Raw genomic sequence first — 16684 nt, forward strand, 5'->3', positions numbered from 1 at the left:
AACGGTACATCTATTAAAATAAATTATGAAAAAAATTACTTTCCTCCTTATCAGTTTTTCCTTTTTAGGAATAGTTCAAGCACAAGAAAAGTATTCTTTTGCCTTTAATCATTTGGCTTTATCTGTAAAAAATTTGGATACGTCGGCCAACTTTTACAATGAAGTTTTAGGCTTAAAAGAAATAACCAATAAAACTAAGATTAAAGGGATACGCTGGTTTTCTATATCAGAAGGAAAAGAATTGCATTTGATTTCTATTTTGAATGAACCTGTAGTTATCAATAAAGCGGTTCACTTTGCTTTGTCTACTTCTGACTTTGATGACTTTATAAAAAAGTTGGATAAAAAACATATCCCCTATTCAGATTGGCTTGGTGTTATGAATAAAGTAACTATGAGAGCTGATGGCATTCAGCAGGTTTATTTTCAAGATCCAAATGGATATTGGATAGAGGTGAATAGTGTAAAGCAATAAAAAAAACAAACAGCGTAGCCGAAAACTGATAAGAGTAAGCAAAAAAAGTGCGGCGTCAGCACCCTAAACTCTGACAAATCCACAATGAAAAAAATTACAACAATGGTAATGGTGATGATTTCCCTCATCGCATTTTCGCAGAAAAAAACAAATGGAACCATTTATGTAGAACATCCCGCAATTACTACTGTTGAAGCTATGACCAAAGCTTTTGTGAGTGGTGATGCAGATAAAGTATCGAGCTATTTGGCAGCTGATTTCAAAGAATATGATGGCAATAGCACTAGAACAAACGACAAAGGAATGGACAAAACCGCTTTTTCAAAAAAAGTAAAAGGTTGGCATGATGCCATCGATTATTTATCAATTTCACGCTCAAAAGGAGCTTATCCTGATGCCTTAGAATATAAAGATGAAAATCAAAAAGACATGGTTTGGGTGCAAACTTGGGAAGATTTGAAAGGAGTCCATAAAAAAACGGGAGTGAAAATAAATATGCCTATGCACCGTCTTTTTATTGTAAACAAAGACAATAAAATTGTAACCATCATCAATTATCAAAATTCTAGCATAAGTGCAGAAGTTCAGGATAGTTATGCCGACAGAACCAATGGAACTATCTACAACCACCACGAAAACATCAATACGATTCGAAAAATGATTTATGCCTTTGAAAATAAAGATTTCGAAAAATGCTATAGCTTTTATGATCAAAAAGCCACTTTTCGAGATATCAATTCGAAAGACGACAAAACAATGTCATTAGACGAACTGAAAGCAGCCGATCAAGAGTTTTTGAAAAACTTTGAGATAACGAGTATCGATATGGTTGGCTATCCCGATTATTTACATTATGAATTAGGCGATGCACGTGTGGTTATGTCTTGGTGGAGTTACAATTTAATTCGAAAATCAGACAAAAAAGCATTTATACTCCCTGTTCATCTATCCGATGATTTTGACGCTAATGGAAAAATCACTTCAGAAACTGTTTATTACAATGGGGCATCATTGAAATAAAAATTGAATTAGTAATGGAGAAGCAACCCTAAAAAGTTGCTTCTCCTTTTTTGCAAAATAGGAACCCATTCACCCAATTTATGACAACAACAATCCAACAACGAATTCAATCCATTGATATCCTAAGAGGTATAGTAATGGTCATTATGGCACTTGACCACGTGAGAGACTATTTTCACATTTATGCTTGGACAGACGACCCATTAAATCTGGAAACAACCACTCCAGAGCTATACTTTACAAGATATATCACCCATTTTTGTGCACCCACCTTTGTTTTTCTATCGGGAGTATCCATCTATTTACAAAGTTTGCGAAAAACAACACCAGAATTGAGCGCTTTTCTACTAAAACGCGGCTTGTGGCTCATTTTTGTTGAATTGGTGATTGTTGCTTTTGCCTGGTCGTTCAATCCTGCCTTCGAGCGATTTCCACTTGGAGTGATATGGTCCATTGGAGTGAGTATGTTCCTGCTCGGCTTTCTCATCCGATTACCCTATAAACTAATTTTAGGCTTGGGATTAGTGATCGTTTTTGGCCACAATGTATTAGATTTTCCCGAAGCCACAACTGGTTTTCAAGGAGGTTTTTGGCTGGATTTATTGCATAGTAGTAAATGGACTTCGTATGAAATTATGGATAATCGGAATTTGATTATTGCTTATCCATTCTTACCTTGGCTTGGTTTGATGATGGTGGGCTATTGCACGGGACGACTCTTTTCACCCCAATTTGACATTTTGCGAAGGAAAAAACTTTTAACCCAAATGGGTATTGGATTACTGGTTTTATTTGTGATTTTGCGGAGCATCAACGTTTATGGCGATCCTGTAGCCTGGTCACCACAACGCAACGGATTATACACTTTCTTTTCCTTTATGAATATCCACAAATACCCGCCTTCGCTGTTGTATATGTGTGTAACCATTGGTTGTGCCCTAGTCGTTTTGCCTCATTTAGAAAAATTAGAAAATCGATTTACCAAAATAATGGTCGTTTTCGGTCGAACAGCATTTTTTTACTACATCTTACATTTGTATTTAATTCATATATTAGCTGCGATCAGTTTTTATATTCACGGCCATACTTTAGAAAAAATAGCCGAAGGAGAAAGTGTTTTTAAGTGGAAGTTTGTGGTTCCGGGAGAAGGATTTGGACTACTTGGGGTTTATCTAATTTGGATTTTTGTCATTGTTTGCTTGTATCCGCTTTGCAAATGGTATGATACCTATAAAACCAAGCACAAAGAAAAATGGTGGTTGAGTTATTTGTAAAACAAATAAATTATAATAAAATTAAATACCAATGAATACAAATTCTTCTATCGAAATTCGGGATGCCATTCTGCCAGAAGACCTAGAACATATCAAAAAATTATGGACGGATTATCTCACTTGGGGTAACGACAATATGCAACTAAATTATGGAGTGCATCCGCATAATCCGAAGCCACAGGTCGAAAAAGATATTGAAATGATTGCTAAATTTCTGCCACCAAACGGGAGACTTATCCTAGCTTTTATCGATGGAAATGCTTGTGGAATAGGATGTCTAAAAAGTATCAATGATGAAATAGGCGAAATCAAACGAATGTATGTAGATCCTTCTTTTAGAAAAATTGGCGCAGGACGAGCTATTCTTAATGCTTTATTAAATGCAGCTAAAGAAACCGGTTACAAAAAAGTACGGTTGGACAGTCCAAAATTTATGGAAGCCGCACATTCGCTCTACCGAAGTTTCGGTTTTCAACCCATTTCCGCATATCCCGAAGTGGAAATTCCAGCAGAGTTTAGACAGTATTTATTGTTTATGGAGATTGAATTGTAGAAAGCAATGATTCAAACAGTTCACTATTTAAAACAATTTAAAAAAATGATAACTAATTATTTGTACTTTTAAAACCGAAATCCCTTTCACAATACAAAGCTAAATATTCTTTAAAAATTAAAGGATATTGTAAAATGGAAATCAAAGATTACTGCATCAATGCGCCTGTTATTTGCGCGTAACCAATCCCTAAAACAATAAAAAAGTCATGTGTAAGACAAAACAAACCACCCTCCTATTTATCGCATTGATAAATATATTTTCTTTTCAGCTACTAGCGCAAAATAAAAGTAACACCAAAGCAAATGATGCTCTGAAAAATCAAGCAGCGGCAAGCATACAATCCGGTTATGATGCCTATAAAAAAATCGCATTAAATATTTGGGATTTTGCCGAATTGGGATACAAAGAAAATAAAAGTACCGCCTTGTTGCAGACTACATTAAAAGATAATGGTTTTACAGTTCAATCTGGTGTTGCTGGAATGCCAACCGCCTTTGTAGCCACTTATGGTAGCGGTTCACCTGTTATTGGAATATTGGCAGAATTTGACGCTTTGCCCGGCATTTCACAGGACAATTCTTCTGTAAAAACACCTATAGCAAATAAAACTAGCGGACACGCTTGTGGCCATCATTTATTTGGTACTGGCTCTGTAGCTGCTGGTATTGCCATCAAAAAATTATTAGAAACAGGAAAAATAAAAGGCACAATCAAGGTTTTTGGTTGCCCAGCAGAGGAAGGGGGAAGCGGAAAGGTGTTTATGGTTAGAGAAGGATTGTTTACTACTGTCGATATTGCGATTCATTGGCATCCAAGCAATGACAATTCAGTAACGTATTCTGGCGCATTGGCAAATAAATCTGCGAAGTTTAGATTTTATGGTATTGCATCACACGCGGCTGGGTCGCCAGAAAAAGGTCGTTCGGCATTGGATGGTGTAGAGGCTATGGATGCAATGGTTAATATGATGCGAGAACATATCCCACAAGAAACTCGAATTCATTATGTAATTACCAATGGCGGCAAAGCGCCTAATGTGGTTCCTGAATTTGCAGAAGTGTATTATTATGTTCGACACCCCGATAAAGAAACTGCCGTTTCTATTTTTGATAGAATTGCAAAAGCAGCAGAAGGCGCTGCCCTAGGAACAGAAACTAAAATGGATTACGAAATAATTGGTGGCACGCACGACTTACTCATCAATAAAACACTTGCCCAAAATATGCAAACTAACCTAGAAAAAGTAGGTGGTGTGCAATACACAGCTGATGAAACTATTTATGCTAAAAAAATTCAAGCGAGTTTTTTAGGTAAATCAGAGTCAATAGATTTTGCAGCAAAAGTAAAACCATTGCACATTGATAAAAATTTAGGCTCTACCGATGTTGGTGATGTAAGCTATACAGTCCCAACAGTGGGCGTAGAAACTGCAACTTGGGTATCCGGAACGAGTGCACATAGCTGGCAGGCAGTTGCTTGTGGCGGCACCGATATTGGAATAAAAGGAATGATGGTCGCTGCAAAAACAATGGCTTTTACAGCAATCGATTTATTCACAAACCCAGAATTAATAAAAACCGCAAAAGAAGAATTTATTCGAACAAAAGGCGATTACAAATACAAGGCTCTTCTTGGAGACATAAAACCAGCACTGAATTATAGGGATTAAGTTTTACATTACTGTCAATCAATTATAAAAACACCAAAAACAAATTTAATAAAATGAAATTAAAGCAATCCTCTCTCCTATTTTTCGCATTGATAAACATACTATATTTTCCATTAATGGCTCAAAAAAGTACCTACAGCGAAGCCATTGTAAAAAAAGCCAATGCCATTGACCAAAAAGTGATTGCTTGGCGACACGATTTTCATCAAAACCCGGAATTGGGTAACCGAGAAACACGCACTGCAGCTGTTGTAGCTAAACATTTGCAATCGCTTGGTATTGATGTAAAAACGAATGTAGCTCATACGGGAGTCGTAGGCATTTTGAAAGGCGATAAACCCGGACCAGTGATCGCTTTACGAGCGGATATGGATGCTTTGCCAGTCGAAGAAGTAAATAATTTGCCTTATGCTTCCAAAGTGAAAACGATGTACAACGGAAAAGAAACTAGTGTCATGCACGCTTGCGGACACGACGGACATACCGCCATTTTGATGGGCGTTGCCGAAGTTTTGGCAAGTATGAAAAAAGAATTGCGCGGTACCGTAAAATTTATTTTTCAACCAGCGGAAGAAGGGGCACCAAAAGGCGAAGAAGGAGGAGCCGCATTAATGATAAAAGAAGGCGTAATGGAAAACCCAAAAGTAGATGTGATTTTCGGATTACACTTAAATTCACAACTCGAAGTCAATAAACTTTCGTATCGCCCAGCTGGAACATTTGCTGGTATCGAAGATTTTAAAATTACTGTAAAAGGCAAACCAAGTCACGGTTCCCAACCTTGGAATTCCGTAGATCCTATAGTAGTTGCTGCTCAAATTATTACTAGCCTTCAAACTATCGTAAGTAGAAATATAAAACTTACCGATAACGCCGCTGTAGTCACAGTAGGTTCTATTCAAGGCGGTAATCGTTCTAATATTATTCCGAAAGAAGTGGAAATGATTGGAGATATCAGAACATTTACAAATGAAGATGAAACGCTAATAGTGAACCGCATCAAACAAATAGCCGAAAAAACTGCCGAAGCCGCAGGAGCAACCGCAGTTGTAGAGATGCCTTATCAAACGCATTACCCCGTTACTTTTAATAATGTTGATTTAACTAAAGCGATGTTACCATCTTTACAAAAATCGGCTGGAGTTGAAAACGTGCTGCTGGTTCCCGCGACTACTGGTGCAGAAGATTTTTCGTTTTTCGCTCAAAAAGTACCTGGATTGTACATTCGCTTGGGAGGAACGGCAAAGGGGAAAGACATTAAAACCGTTGGCCCACATCATACCCCTGAGTTTATTATTGAGGATGATTCATTCAAATTAGGAGTGATTGCGCTCAGTAATTTGGTTTTTGATTATGCAGCAATGACTAAGAAATAAAACAATTCAGTCATTAAATCAAAAAAGTTTAAATCAGCTGAATCCAGGATTGAAATCTGGCGCTAAGGTACTTCGAATAGACCTCAAAGGTTTTAAAAACCTTTGAGGTCTGATACTGGTAATCTAAAAAAAAATCAAACTCGAACCGATTGGAAAATCATTTTGGTTCGAATAAAGAATAATTTTGATCCATCAAATACAGCATCGCCGCCATAGTTGCCGCGCCTAATTCCAGTTCTCTTTTGTTGATGGCACCAAATTTGTCGTTTGCCGCGTGATGATAATCGAAATAACGCTGTGAATCGGGTTTCAATCCTGCTTTTATAATGGATTTCGAGGTTAATGGTTCAATATCTGAGCCACCATGTCCCTTTACAAAACTATGAATTAAATACGGTTCGAATACAGGTTTCCAAGTCAGTATTTTATCGAAAACCGCATCGCTACTTTCAATCGAAAAACCTCTTGGCGAAAAACCACCCGAGTCACTTTCTAAGGCAAAAATGTGCTTTTCCTTGTTGGCTTGAGCCAATTCTTCGTATTTTTTTCCGCCTCTTCCCCCATTTTCTTCATTCATAAAAAGTACCACCCGAAGCGTATTTTTTGGCTTATAGCCAATGTTTTTGAAGATATTCATCACTTCCATACTTTGCACTACGCCTGCTCCATCATCGTGTGAGCCATCGGCAAGATCCCAAGAATCGAGATGCCCGCCCACAACCATTATATTTTCAGGATGTTCGCTGCCTTTGAGTTCCCCAACAACATTATAAGACACCACATCATCCATTTGCTGGCAAGATTGCTTCAAGTAGAATTTTAGTTTTGGATTATTTTTTAAAGTTTTACTCAATAATTCAGCCGCATTTGTGCTTATCGCCGCTGCAGGAATGTATTGCGACTTTGGAAGATCACCGTAATTTTGATTACCTGTATGCGGAAAATCGTCTAAACGCAAATTCATCGAGCGTACAATAGTAGCCACTGCTCCATATTTAGCGGCCTCTTTTGCACCAGAAGATCTTTGATCAACACAACCTCTGTAGGACAAAAATGTTTCTATATTTTCGGGTTCCATTGGCCGATTATAAAAAACTATTTTCCCTTTTAATTTGCCGCCCAAAGTTTCTAATTCTTTAATGCTTTTCACCTCGATTACTTCCGCAGTAAGACCATTTTTGGGAGTAGCAATGGAACCACCAAGCGCACAAACTGGGACATTAATTTTAGATTTATTGTCTAAAATATAAGCCGATTCTTTTTCGCCTCGAACCCACTTGGGAACCATCATCTCCTGAAGATAGACACGATCAAAACCCAAAGTTTCTAGTTGCGATTTGGTATATTGAACGGCTTTTTCGGCATTGGCTGAACCTGATAAGCGAGCACCAATTGAATTAGACAAATAGTCCAACCAAGAATAACATTTAGAATTGGTTAAGGATGATTTGTAAATTTCTTTGATGGTTTGTTCTTCTTTAGTTTGGGAAAATAACAGAATTCCATTTAGAAATAGAACAATTAATAAAGCTGATTTTTTCATGTATAAGTTACTCGTAATTAATTTGATTTTTTTAATCTTTGATTTGGATTTAAAGTTGAACTTTATCAACATTTAATTTATATAGAACAGACCTCAAAGGTTTTTACAACCTTTGAGGTCTTGATTAAATTAAAAAGTCTTTATTTAATTGGTTCAAAACTAATCGCTGTTCCGCCACCCGGAGCCAAATTCAATTTGATTTTTGAGTTAGAAGTAACTTCGACGGTGCTTATTTTATAGGCAATTGGATTTTTTTTCCAATCGGCATCTTTGGCATCTTCATAAATAATGGCTTTGTATTTTTTTCCTTTGGTTAGGAAATCCAATTTAATTTCAGATTGTCGTGCATTTTCATCAGTGATGGCGCCTAGAAACCATTGCTCCGAATTTTTAGCTTTCCGAACCACGGTCAAATAATCTCCGGGTTCTGCTTCTAAATATTTAGAATCTTGCCAATCTAGCGCCACATCTTTGATAAACTGAAAAGCATCGGGATATTTTTCGTAATTTTCTGGCAAATCAGCGGCCATTTGCAAAGGCGAATACATGGTTACATACAATGCTAATTGTTTGACCAAAGTTGTATGAACCTGTTCGGTTTTCGATTTGTCGTAATAACTCATTTTGATTTCGAAAATTCCCGGGGTATAATCCATCGGGCCTCCAAGCAATCTTGTAAAAGGCAAAATCGTTTCGTGCATCGGAGGATTTCCGTTACTCCAAGCATTGAATTCATTGCCACGAGCCGCTTCGGCAGCGATATAATTGGGATAAGTTCGGCTGTAGCCTGTGGGCCGTGAACTTTCGTGTGAATTCAACATCAATTTATAATCGGCGGCGCGACGGGCTACAAAATTAAAATGGTTGACCATCGTTTGTCCGTCGTGAAATTCGCCACGCGGAATAATTTTGCCCACATAACCTGATTTAACAGCAGGATAATCGTATTTTTTCATCAAATCGAAAGCACGATCCAAATGTCTTTCGTAATTGGCAACCGAAGCCGAAGTTTCGTGATGCATAATCATTTTGATATTTTTGGCTTTGGCGTAAGCCCTAACTTCATCAAGATTAAAGTCCGGATAAGGAGTTACAAAGTCGAAAACATCTTCTTTCCAATTGCCAAACCAATCTTCCCAACCAACATTCCAACCTTCGACTAGAACGCCATCGAAACCATTTTTAGCAGCAAAATCAATATACCTTTTGGTGTTTTCGGTCGTTGCTCCGTGCTTTCCAGTGGGTTTTAATTGTCCATCGGCGGCATTTTGTGCATTTTGCGAACCGGCATAATCCCAAGTCGATTTCCCGACGTGCATTTCCCACCAAATTCCCACGTATTTCATTGGTTTAATATAAGAGGTATCATCAATTTTACAAGGTTCGTTCAGATTCAAAATCATCTTAGAACCCACAATATCTCTGGCGTCGTCGCTCATCATAACAGTTCTCCAAGGGGAAACACAAGGCGCTTGTAAATAAGCTTTGTCGCCAATGGCATTGGGAACTAAATGTGAAGTTAATTTATAATTTTTCACATCGGCATCGAGGTGCATGATCGGATAATTGACCACAGCAGCTTCAAAAATATTGAGGTACAAACCCGAGGGCGACTTCATCATCAATGGGGATTGAATCGTGGTTTTTCCGGAAATAGACTTCACTCCTATTCCATTATTTAAATCTATTTTTTGGGTGTCGATAGCTGAAAACAGCGTTTCGTTGTACACATATTCCTGACTATCAAAATCGCCTGGAATCCAGAAAGTCTTGTGGTCTTCAGTCAAATTAAACTGAGAAACCTCATCCGAAATGATGAAATAATTCAAGTCTTTTTGCTTTGGAAAATCATATCTAAAGGCAACGCCCTCATCGAAAACTCTGAAAATGATATTCATTTTTATATGAGTATCCTTTTGCGAAAGCGCGACAACAAGTTCATTGTAATGATTTGTAATAGTTGCTTGTTCGCCTAAAACGGGTTGCCAAGACTCATTAAAACTGGAATTTTTGAGGTTATCTATTTCAAAGTTAACATTCAAGGCAGGTTTGTCCTTTAGTTTAATGCCCAAAGTACTTTCGGAAATTATAACTTTGTTTTTGTACTTGACGACATAAGAAGGCTGTCCAGAAGGAGTCAGTTTGAAATCTAGGGCGATTGTACCTGATGGCGATTTGGTGTTTTGAGCATACAGCATATTCAAGAGGAGAAATAGAATAGTTGATAAGAAATATTTCATTTTAGTTCATTTTAGAACCGTCAAATATAGCAACTGTAGCCTTATAATTAAAGGAGATTGGCAAAAAATTTATGATGGCTTACTCCTCGAATTTGCATCAAAAAAAAACGTCCCAAAAAAGGGACGTTTGCATTATTTTCCATCGACATACTCTTGCAAATAACTAAATCGTGCTGTCAGTTTTCCGTTTTCCGTGACTTTGGCTCGCTGCAAAACTCCGTCTTTATCGCCGTTGAAAAACGCAGGAATCACATGTTCCATAAACATTTCGCCAAAACCTTCACTAGCGTCTCTTGGCATCTCGCAGGGTAAATTATCGACCGCCATCACCACAATTGCTGCTGGATGAAAAACATCGACTTCTTTATTTTCGATAGGAAGATAGCCGTAAATAGGCTCTTCGATGGTCGAGGCTCTGAGCGTACAAGCAATCGAACTATTGACATCGCAGGAAATATCTCCAACCACTTTTATTTTGCAATCTTTGGATTTCAACATCTCAGCAGTGAGAATATCGGGAGCTTCATTGGAATGAAAATGTCCCGTGATGTAAATATCAGAAACCTTGGTAAACCGTTCAAAATTAGAAACATATTCTTGCGGATGCTGAAAAAAATCGTTAAAATCTATCACTTTTCCATCCTTTCGAACATTATAATCCAAAACATCAATCTGCACATAAACCGCTTGAGTATAGTTTTTTGTCAAATAATTTTCGACCGAAACTTCTTTGATTTTCATCGCATCCAAAATTTCTTTGACGCCGGTGCCTACTTTTCCGGTTCCAGTATTTACAATCTTAATCGGAGGCAAAACCAAGCGTTTCAAATGAGCAATCATATCTTGCTTTCCGGAAAGTGTGGCTGCTTTGGGCAGTTTGAACAATTCGAATTTGATGCCAAAAGCACGAAAACTATTGTACGCCCCTACGAATCCGGCATATTTTCCGAAACCAATAAGCCGATGATTATGTGCATCGACAATCGTTTCGTGGTCATAAAAATCGATATTCTTTGCCAATAACGCTTGAAGTAATTTGCGGTTATGGGGTTGCTTTTTGATGGTGTGAGAAAAAAAGAAATATGATTTGTTGGGAATTAAATAGTCAACAGGTACCTCTTTTACACCAAAAAAAAGATCGCAATCGCCGATATCCTCGGTAACCTGAATATTCATATTTCGATATTCTTCATCTGAAAAAGCTCTAATATCGGAACTTTCTACTTTTACGACAATCCCTTGATGCTGTTGCTTCAATCTAGCCAATTCATCGGGTGTAAAAACCACTCTTCTGTCGGGTGTATTTTTTCTTTCTCTGATAATTCCGAATTTCATATATTTTAGATTGTAATTAATATAACTTTATAGAGCAGTATTGTTACAAAAATAACAATAATATTGAATGCGCAAGATTTTAAGGAAACTGTTTTCTGAATAAAAATGGTAAGCACTGATTTTTAATACACTAACAAATTTCAAAATATGTTAATAAAAAAAGTGTTAACTTTTAAGTGCACTAGGTGCCTAATTAGATTGATTCTATATATTTGCGGTTCTAGCAAATCCCTTATGAAGTACATCAAACGCACAAATATACTACAATTCCTCCTTTTACTTTTCGTTTTAAGCTCTTGTACTAAAGAGAAAAACATACCGATTACAGCAATTAAAGATGCGGAACTTCCAAAAGACTCATTGCCAAAAATGCGACCTCTTACCAATGAGACTCCAAAACTTACTGCAGATTATATCAATTCTAAAAAAGCAGAAATAGATGTCTTTTATAGGAGAAACTGGCCTAGTAACTCTATGAATGGGGGATTTTTGGTGGCTAAAAATGGTCAAATTATTTATGAAAAATACGAAGGATACGCCAATTTTAGAGATAAAACCTATATTACCAGCAACACGCCCATCCACATTGCCTCGGTGAGTAAAGTTCTGACCGCCACGGCAGTTTTAAAACTAGTTAATGCTAAAAGAATAGGTTTAGACGATCTCGTAACGGTTTATTTAAAAGAGTTTCCATATCCGAAAGTTACCGTTCGAATGCTATTGAGTCACCGCAGCGGAATGCGCAGTTACGCCTATTTTACGGACCGAGACAAAAGCGTTTGGGACCGACACAATACGCTCACCAATCAGGATATCTTAACCATCATGGCAACTAAAAACATAGGGCTAGAGCAAAGAACGGGGACTCGATTTGCTTACTGCAATACCAATTATGCTATGTTGGCTTTGATTGTTGAGAAAGTAACCAAAATGTCGTTTGGCAAAGCGATGAGCGAAATGATTTTCAAACCATTGGCAATGACGAACACTTTTGTTTTAGATTTTGACAAAGACAAAAAGAAGGTGGCTCCGTCTTATAAAGGTAATCGTGTGGAAATTGGCATTGATTATCTAGACAAAATCTATGGAGATAAAAACATTTATTCTACACCCCGAGATTTATTGAAATTTGATCGTGCTCGAAATTCTCCAAATTTTTTAGAGCCAGAGCTGCTAAAACAAGTTTATGTTGGCTACAGTAACGAGCATCCCGGCACTAAAAATTATGGCTTGGGCATTCGAATGGTGAATTGGCCAAATGGCAAGAATTTTTACTTTCACAATGGTTGGTGGCACGGGTTCACCTCGTCTTATATTCCCTTAAAAGATGAAAATACAACCATAATCGCACTCTCTAACAAATTCACTAAAAGTACCTACGCAGTCCGAAAAATAGCCCCACTATTCGGAGATTATCCTTTCAAGGTAGAAGACGAGTAAAAGAACGATATACGAAGTGGGAAGTACGAAGTGGGAAGTTTTTATTCTATAGATTATTCACTTCAGTAATAGTTAATGGTCTTGGCATAAAAATTGATATTGCCATTTTCATTGCAAATGATTCTGTATTATTGTATCTTTGCAATCTGAAATCTGAAATCTGAAATCTGAAATCTGAAATAAAAAAGGGGTCGACTGGTTTTGACAGCAAGTCGAATTGAAAAGTAAGCACGTCGAGAACTGGGATAATTCTCGTAAATAAAAGGTCTCAAACACTTTACACGGCGAAGGAAACTACGCTCTTGCTGCATAATCTGAATCATAGTAAGATTAGCCTCGTCCCACAAGGTGGGAAAGCAGGATTCATCTCGAAAGCTCTGGTTTATAGCGGTCGATAAAGATGAATCGTAAATTTAAACCTAGATTTCCATAAGCTTCGGGTGGATTTCGAAACTAAAGAAGCTAAGCGATGTGTGGCTGTTTCTGGCCTAGCACAAAGTCGAAAATTCAATCAGGAAATAAGCGTGTAGAAAGTTTTTTAGTTGCTTGTTTGGACGGGAGTTCGACTCTCCCCGACTCCACAAATCTATTATCAAATAGAAGTAAACGCCCGTAAATCTTAGGATTTATGGGCGTTTTTATGTACGATAGTTTTTTATAAATTTACTTCAACTCCCGAAAATATTGGAGTAAAATTTTATCATTTTGCAATGTGGGGGTGAAAACTTCCAAAATACTAGGTTGGTCGTTTTGTGCAAATAATTGCGACAAACTTCGTTCCAAACTTTCTTCATCACTGGCAATAGAGTACTGAAAACCGTACATTTTTGCCAATTGTTCAGCTGTCAAACAATGAAATGTTTCAAAAAATTGATTAAAAACAGCCGTTTCTTCGTGTCCTGGTAAAATCCTAAAAATCCCTCCTCCTCCATTGTTGATTAGAATAATCTTGAAGTTTTTCGGTACGTAATTATTCCACAAAGCGTTGCTATCATAGAAAAAACCTATATCGCCAGCTATCAAAACCGTTTGTTTTTCATTGGCAACAGCCGCTCCTATTGCCGTCGATGTGCTACCGTCGATACCACTAGTGCCTCGATTGCAAAACACCTGAATTGAGGCATCTAACTGAAATAACTGTGCGTATCGAATGGCAGAACTATTACTGATTTGCAACATAGAATTCAAAGGCAAAGAAGGAATTATTTTTTCGAAAGCTTTGAAATCAGAAAAAGGAATTTTGGATAAATAGTCTTGATGTTTTTGTGCCCTTAATTTTGCGATCCTATCAAAAGTCGAAAAATACGTGCTTTTAAGCGGAATGGTGAAAGGCAAAAACTGTTTGAAAAACTGGTTTGGACTCACCTTGAAATGTTGAGTCAAACCGCCGTAGGTATCGTAAGCTCTCAAATGATCGATATGCCAATGGTGCTTGGGCTTGTAATTCCGCAAAAAAGTTTTAACTCTTTTTGACACCACCATACCACCAAATGTGATTAAGATATCAGGTTGCAGTTGATTGAATTCCCTTTTAGAAAAAGGCGTAATGATGGTGTCAATCGTGTTCAAAAAATTGGGGTGATGCACATTGGAAGTGGTTTCTGTCATCACTACAACCGATGCATCTTTGGCAAAAAAATCAATAAATTCAGTCTCGATTTCGTTAGGCTTCAGCTCACCAATGAGGATTAATTTCTTTTTAGATTTATTCCAAATATTGGTAAATTCGATAATTTCACCTATCGATAACTTTTTATGTTTCCTGGCCAAAGCTAAAATAGTAGAATCGACTAACTGCTTGCTAACCGTCTGGTATAAAGGCTCTTCAAACGGCGCATTGATGTGCACTGGTCCTTTTTTGGCAAAGGCCTTATTGATGGCGTGATTGATTTTTACATCATTTTCAACGGAAGTCTCCTCGGATAAATTGGCATTGTACAAGGAATGGTTTTTAAAAACTTTTTCTTGTCGAATGGTTTGTCCGTCACCAATATCGATCTTGGATTGCGGTCTATCCGCCGAAATTACAATCAATGGTATTTGGCTGTAAAAAGCCTCGGCCACAGCGGGATAATAATTGAGTAAGGCTGAACCCGAAGTGCACACTACAACAGTGGGCAATTTGGTTTGTTGTGCAATTCCCAATGCAAAAAATGCTGCGCAGCGCTCATCGACAACACTATAACAATTGAAGGCAGGATTGTTGACAAAACCTATCGTCAAAGGTGCATTTCTTGAACCTGGTGAAATAATTATGTTTTTAATTCCTTTGGCAAGACAAATCTGAATGATGCTCTGTGCTAAAGGTATTTTTGGATAAACCATTGTTGAAAGTTAGAAGTTACCCTTCGGCAGGCTCAGGGTGACAGTTAGTTGTTATAAATTTGAAAGTTCAGGTTTTAAAACCGTAACATAAAAAGCAAAGTTACAAACTTGACAACCGAATTCCTTCAATTGGAATAAGTTTTTCATACTTTTGATGAGAAATAGTTATTGCAATGAAAATTCAGATTAGACCTTATAAAACAGATGATACTCAAGCAATTTTGGATATTATCAACCATAATATTTTACATTCGACTGCATTATACGATTACAAAATTCGAAATTACGAACAGCAAAAAACCATTTTAGAAGAAAAAATAAACAAAAACTTCCCAGTTATTGTTGCCGAATACAATGGCCTAGTAACGGGTTTCGGTATGTACAGCGAATTTCGTTTCAGAGAAGCGTACAAATTTACAGTGGAACATTCGGTTTATGTCAACGAAGATTTTCACGGTCAAGGCATTGGCAAACTACTTCTGCAAGAATTGATTTCATTGGCAAAAAACCAAAAACTCCACACTATGATTGCGGTCATCGATTCCGAAAATCAAGCTAGTGTGGAATTTCACGAAAACTTTGGTTTCAAAACCGTAGGAATCATCAAAGAATCCGGTTACAAATTTGACCGCTGGTTGGATTCCGTCTTTATGCAGCTTATTCTTTAAATAGGTTTTATACAAAAATCCCACGGTTGAAACCGTGGGCTTCATTAAAACTACCCCTTCACCCAATTTACAATTTCAGGATCGGTCGGAACGGTTCTTGGAGAAATTACTTTAACCAATTCTCCTTTTTCATTCAAAAGGTATTTTTGGAAATTCCAGCCCACTTCAGAATCCTCTAATCCATTTTTTGATTTTTGAGTTAGAAACTGATACACCGCACACATATCACTTCCTTTTACTGAAACTTTGTCCATCATCGGGAACGTAACACCATAATTCAGTTGACAGAAAGTCGCAATTTCTTCATTGGTTCCCGGTTCTTGACCTGCAAAATTATTGGCTGGAAAGCCCACAATCACAAAACCCTTTGCGGAATATTCTTTATACAACGCTTCTAATTCTTTGTATTGCGGCGTTAATCCACATTTGGATGCCGTGTTGACAATCATTATTTTTTTTCCTTTCAAAGAAGCAAAATCAAATGGTTTTCCAGATAAATCTTTTACCTTGAATTGATAAATTGTTTGTTTTTCCATAGCAACTTCGGGTTTGTTGGGTGTGATTGGTTTGTTTTGTCCCTGACAACTCGTAAAAAAGAAAAGGCCTAAGGCAACAATAAATAAATTTTTCATAATAAATTAATTTTTGTTAAAATTAGTAAAAATGATTTTTACTCGGCTAATACAATTCCTAAAGTTTTATTAATATTAAGCAGTCACCAAAAAAGAAGCCCGACAATACTATATCGGGCTTTCCAACAAAA

Annotated in this window: 13 protein-coding genes and 1 other RNA gene; 9 read left to right on the top strand and 5 right to left on the bottom strand. The window is 37.2% G+C overall.

Annotated features, from left to right (window positions below; translation table 11 throughout):
- Positions 1–25 precede the first annotated feature (25 nt).
- The 6 genes from E1750_RS03895 to E1750_RS03920 all read left to right on the top strand — a co-directional run bounded on the left by E1750_RS03895 (position 26) and on the right by E1750_RS03920 (position 6370).
- On the top strand, positions 26–475 hold the full coding sequence (locus E1750_RS03895; protein WP_133275510.1) for a VOC family protein: 450 nt from the start codon (positions 26–28) through the stop codon (positions 473–475).
- Positions 476–559: 84 nt separating this feature from the next.
- Complete coding sequence (locus E1750_RS03900) at positions 560–1495, top strand: nuclear transport factor 2 family protein (protein ID WP_133275511.1); 936 nt, start codon at positions 560–562, stop codon at positions 1493–1495.
- Between the two features lie 80 nt (positions 1496–1575).
- Positions 1576–2769 (top strand): DUF1624 domain-containing protein, encoded by a 1194-nt coding sequence (locus E1750_RS03905; protein ID WP_133275512.1) that lies wholly within the window; start codon positions 1576–1578, stop codon positions 2767–2769.
- A 31-nt stretch (positions 2770–2800) separates the two neighbouring features.
- On the top strand, positions 2801–3322 hold the full coding sequence (locus tag E1750_RS03910) for a GNAT family N-acetyltransferase (RefSeq protein ID WP_133275513.1): 522 nt from the start codon (positions 2801–2803) through the stop codon (positions 3320–3322).
- Positions 3323–3530: 208 nt separating this feature from the next.
- Positions 3531–4994 (top strand): amidohydrolase, encoded by a 1464-nt coding sequence (locus E1750_RS03915; protein ID WP_133275514.1) that lies wholly within the window; start codon positions 3531–3533, stop codon positions 4992–4994.
- A 53-nt stretch (positions 4995–5047) separates the two neighbouring features.
- Positions 5048–6370, top strand: coding sequence for an amidohydrolase (locus E1750_RS03920; protein ID WP_133275515.1), 1323 nt, complete (start codon positions 5048–5050; stop codon positions 6368–6370).
- 157 nt (positions 6371–6527) lie between these two features.
- Here E1750_RS03920 and E1750_RS03925 read toward each other — a convergent pair whose 3' ends face one another.
- The 3 genes from E1750_RS03925 to E1750_RS03935 all read right to left on the bottom strand — a co-directional run bounded on the left by E1750_RS03925 (position 6528) and on the right by E1750_RS03935 (position 11488).
- Positions 6528–7913, bottom strand: a complete 1386-nt coding sequence (locus tag E1750_RS03925) for a M28 family peptidase (RefSeq protein ID WP_133275516.1) — start codon at positions 7911–7913, stop codon at positions 6528–6530.
- 140 nt (positions 7914–8053) lie between these two features.
- On the bottom strand, positions 8054–10153 hold the full coding sequence (locus E1750_RS03930) for a glycoside hydrolase family 97 protein (protein ID WP_133275517.1): 2100 nt from the start codon (positions 10151–10153) through the stop codon (positions 8054–8056).
- A gap of 132 nt (positions 10154–10285) precedes the next feature.
- On the bottom strand, positions 10286–11488 hold the full coding sequence (locus E1750_RS03935) for an NAD(P)-dependent oxidoreductase (RefSeq protein WP_133275518.1): 1203 nt from the start codon (positions 11486–11488) through the stop codon (positions 10286–10288).
- Positions 11489–11722: 234 nt separating this feature from the next.
- On the opposite strand from E1750_RS03935, the gene E1750_RS03940 reads away from it, so the two are divergent.
- Together E1750_RS03940 and ssrA are read left to right on the top strand one after the other, a co-directional pair.
- Positions 11723–12928 carry a serine hydrolase domain-containing protein gene (locus tag E1750_RS03940; protein WP_133275519.1) on the top strand — a complete coding sequence of 402 codons (1206 nt, stop codon included), beginning with the start codon at positions 11723–11725 and terminating at the stop codon, positions 12926–12928.
- Positions 12929–13115: 187 nt separating this feature from the next.
- Positions 13116–13512, top strand: a transfer-messenger RNA (tmRNA) gene (gene ssrA, locus E1750_RS03945).
- Between the two features lie 79 nt (positions 13513–13591).
- On the opposite strand, the gene menD is transcribed toward ssrA, so the two are convergent.
- Complete coding sequence (gene menD, locus E1750_RS03950) at positions 13592–15253, bottom strand: 2-succinyl-5-enolpyruvyl-6-hydroxy-3-cyclohexene-1-carboxylic-acid synthase (RefSeq protein ID WP_133275520.1); 1662 nt, start codon at positions 15251–15253, stop codon at positions 13592–13594.
- A 173-nt stretch (positions 15254–15426) separates the two neighbouring features.
- On the opposite strand from menD, the gene E1750_RS03955 reads away from it, so the two are divergent.
- Entirely contained in the window at positions 15427–15921 is a 495-nt protein-coding gene (locus E1750_RS03955; protein WP_133275521.1) for a GNAT family N-acetyltransferase, read from the top strand.
- Positions 15922–15971: 50 nt separating this feature from the next.
- Here the strand turns inward: E1750_RS03955 and E1750_RS03960 are convergent, their stop codons facing one another.
- The gene (locus tag E1750_RS03960; RefSeq protein WP_133275522.1) at positions 15972–16553 is read right to left on the bottom strand and encodes a glutathione peroxidase; all 582 of its coding nucleotides are present in this window, start codon (positions 16551–16553) and stop codon (positions 15972–15974) included.
- Between the last annotated feature and the right edge of the window lie 131 nt (positions 16554–16684).

This window comes from Flavobacterium nackdongense (assembly GCF_004355225.1).
Taxonomy (GTDB): domain Bacteria; phylum Bacteroidota; class Bacteroidia; order Flavobacteriales; family Flavobacteriaceae; genus Flavobacterium; species Flavobacterium nackdongense.

Bases quoted from the DNA above. Each gene is read 5' to 3' on its own strand.
- E1750_RS03915 (WP_133275514.1), top strand. From the start codon at position 3,531: ATGTGTAAGACAAAACAAACCACCCTCCTATTTATCGCATTGATAAAT.
- E1750_RS03910 (WP_133275513.1), top strand. From the start codon at position 2,801: ATGAATACAAATTCTTCTATCGAAATTCGGGATGCCATTCTGCCAGAA.
- E1750_RS03960 (WP_133275522.1), bottom strand. From the start codon at position 16,553: ATGAAAAATTTATTTATTGTTGCCTTAGGCCTTTTCTTTTTTACGAGT.
- E1750_RS03940 (WP_133275519.1), top strand. From the start codon at position 11,723: ATGAAGTACATCAAACGCACAAATATACTACAATTCCTCCTTTTACTT.
- E1750_RS03920 (WP_133275515.1), top strand. From the start codon at position 5,048: ATGAAATTAAAGCAATCCTCTCTCCTATTTTTCGCATTGATAAACATA.
- E1750_RS03895 (WP_133275510.1), top strand. From the start codon at position 26: ATGAAAAAAATTACTTTCCTCCTTATCAGTTTTTCCTTTTTAGGAATA.
- E1750_RS03935 (WP_133275518.1), bottom strand. From the start codon at position 11,488: ATGAAATTCGGAATTATCAGAGAAAGAAAAAATACACCCGACAGAAGA.
- E1750_RS03900 (WP_133275511.1), top strand. From the start codon at position 560: ATGAAAAAAATTACAACAATGGTAATGGTGATGATTTCCCTCATCGCA.
- menD (WP_133275520.1), bottom strand. From the start codon at position 15,253: ATGGTTTATCCAAAAATACCTTTAGCACAGAGCATCATTCAGATTTGT.
- E1750_RS03930 (WP_133275517.1), bottom strand. From the start codon at position 10,153: ATGAAATATTTCTTATCAACTATTCTATTTCTCCTCTTGAATATGCTG.
- E1750_RS03955 (WP_133275521.1), top strand. From the start codon at position 15,427: ATGAAAATTCAGATTAGACCTTATAAAACAGATGATACTCAAGCAATT.
- E1750_RS03905 (WP_133275512.1), top strand. From the start codon at position 1,576: ATGACAACAACAATCCAACAACGAATTCAATCCATTGATATCCTAAGA.
- E1750_RS03925 (WP_133275516.1), bottom strand. From the start codon at position 7,913: ATGAAAAAATCAGCTTTATTAATTGTTCTATTTCTAAATGGAATTCTG.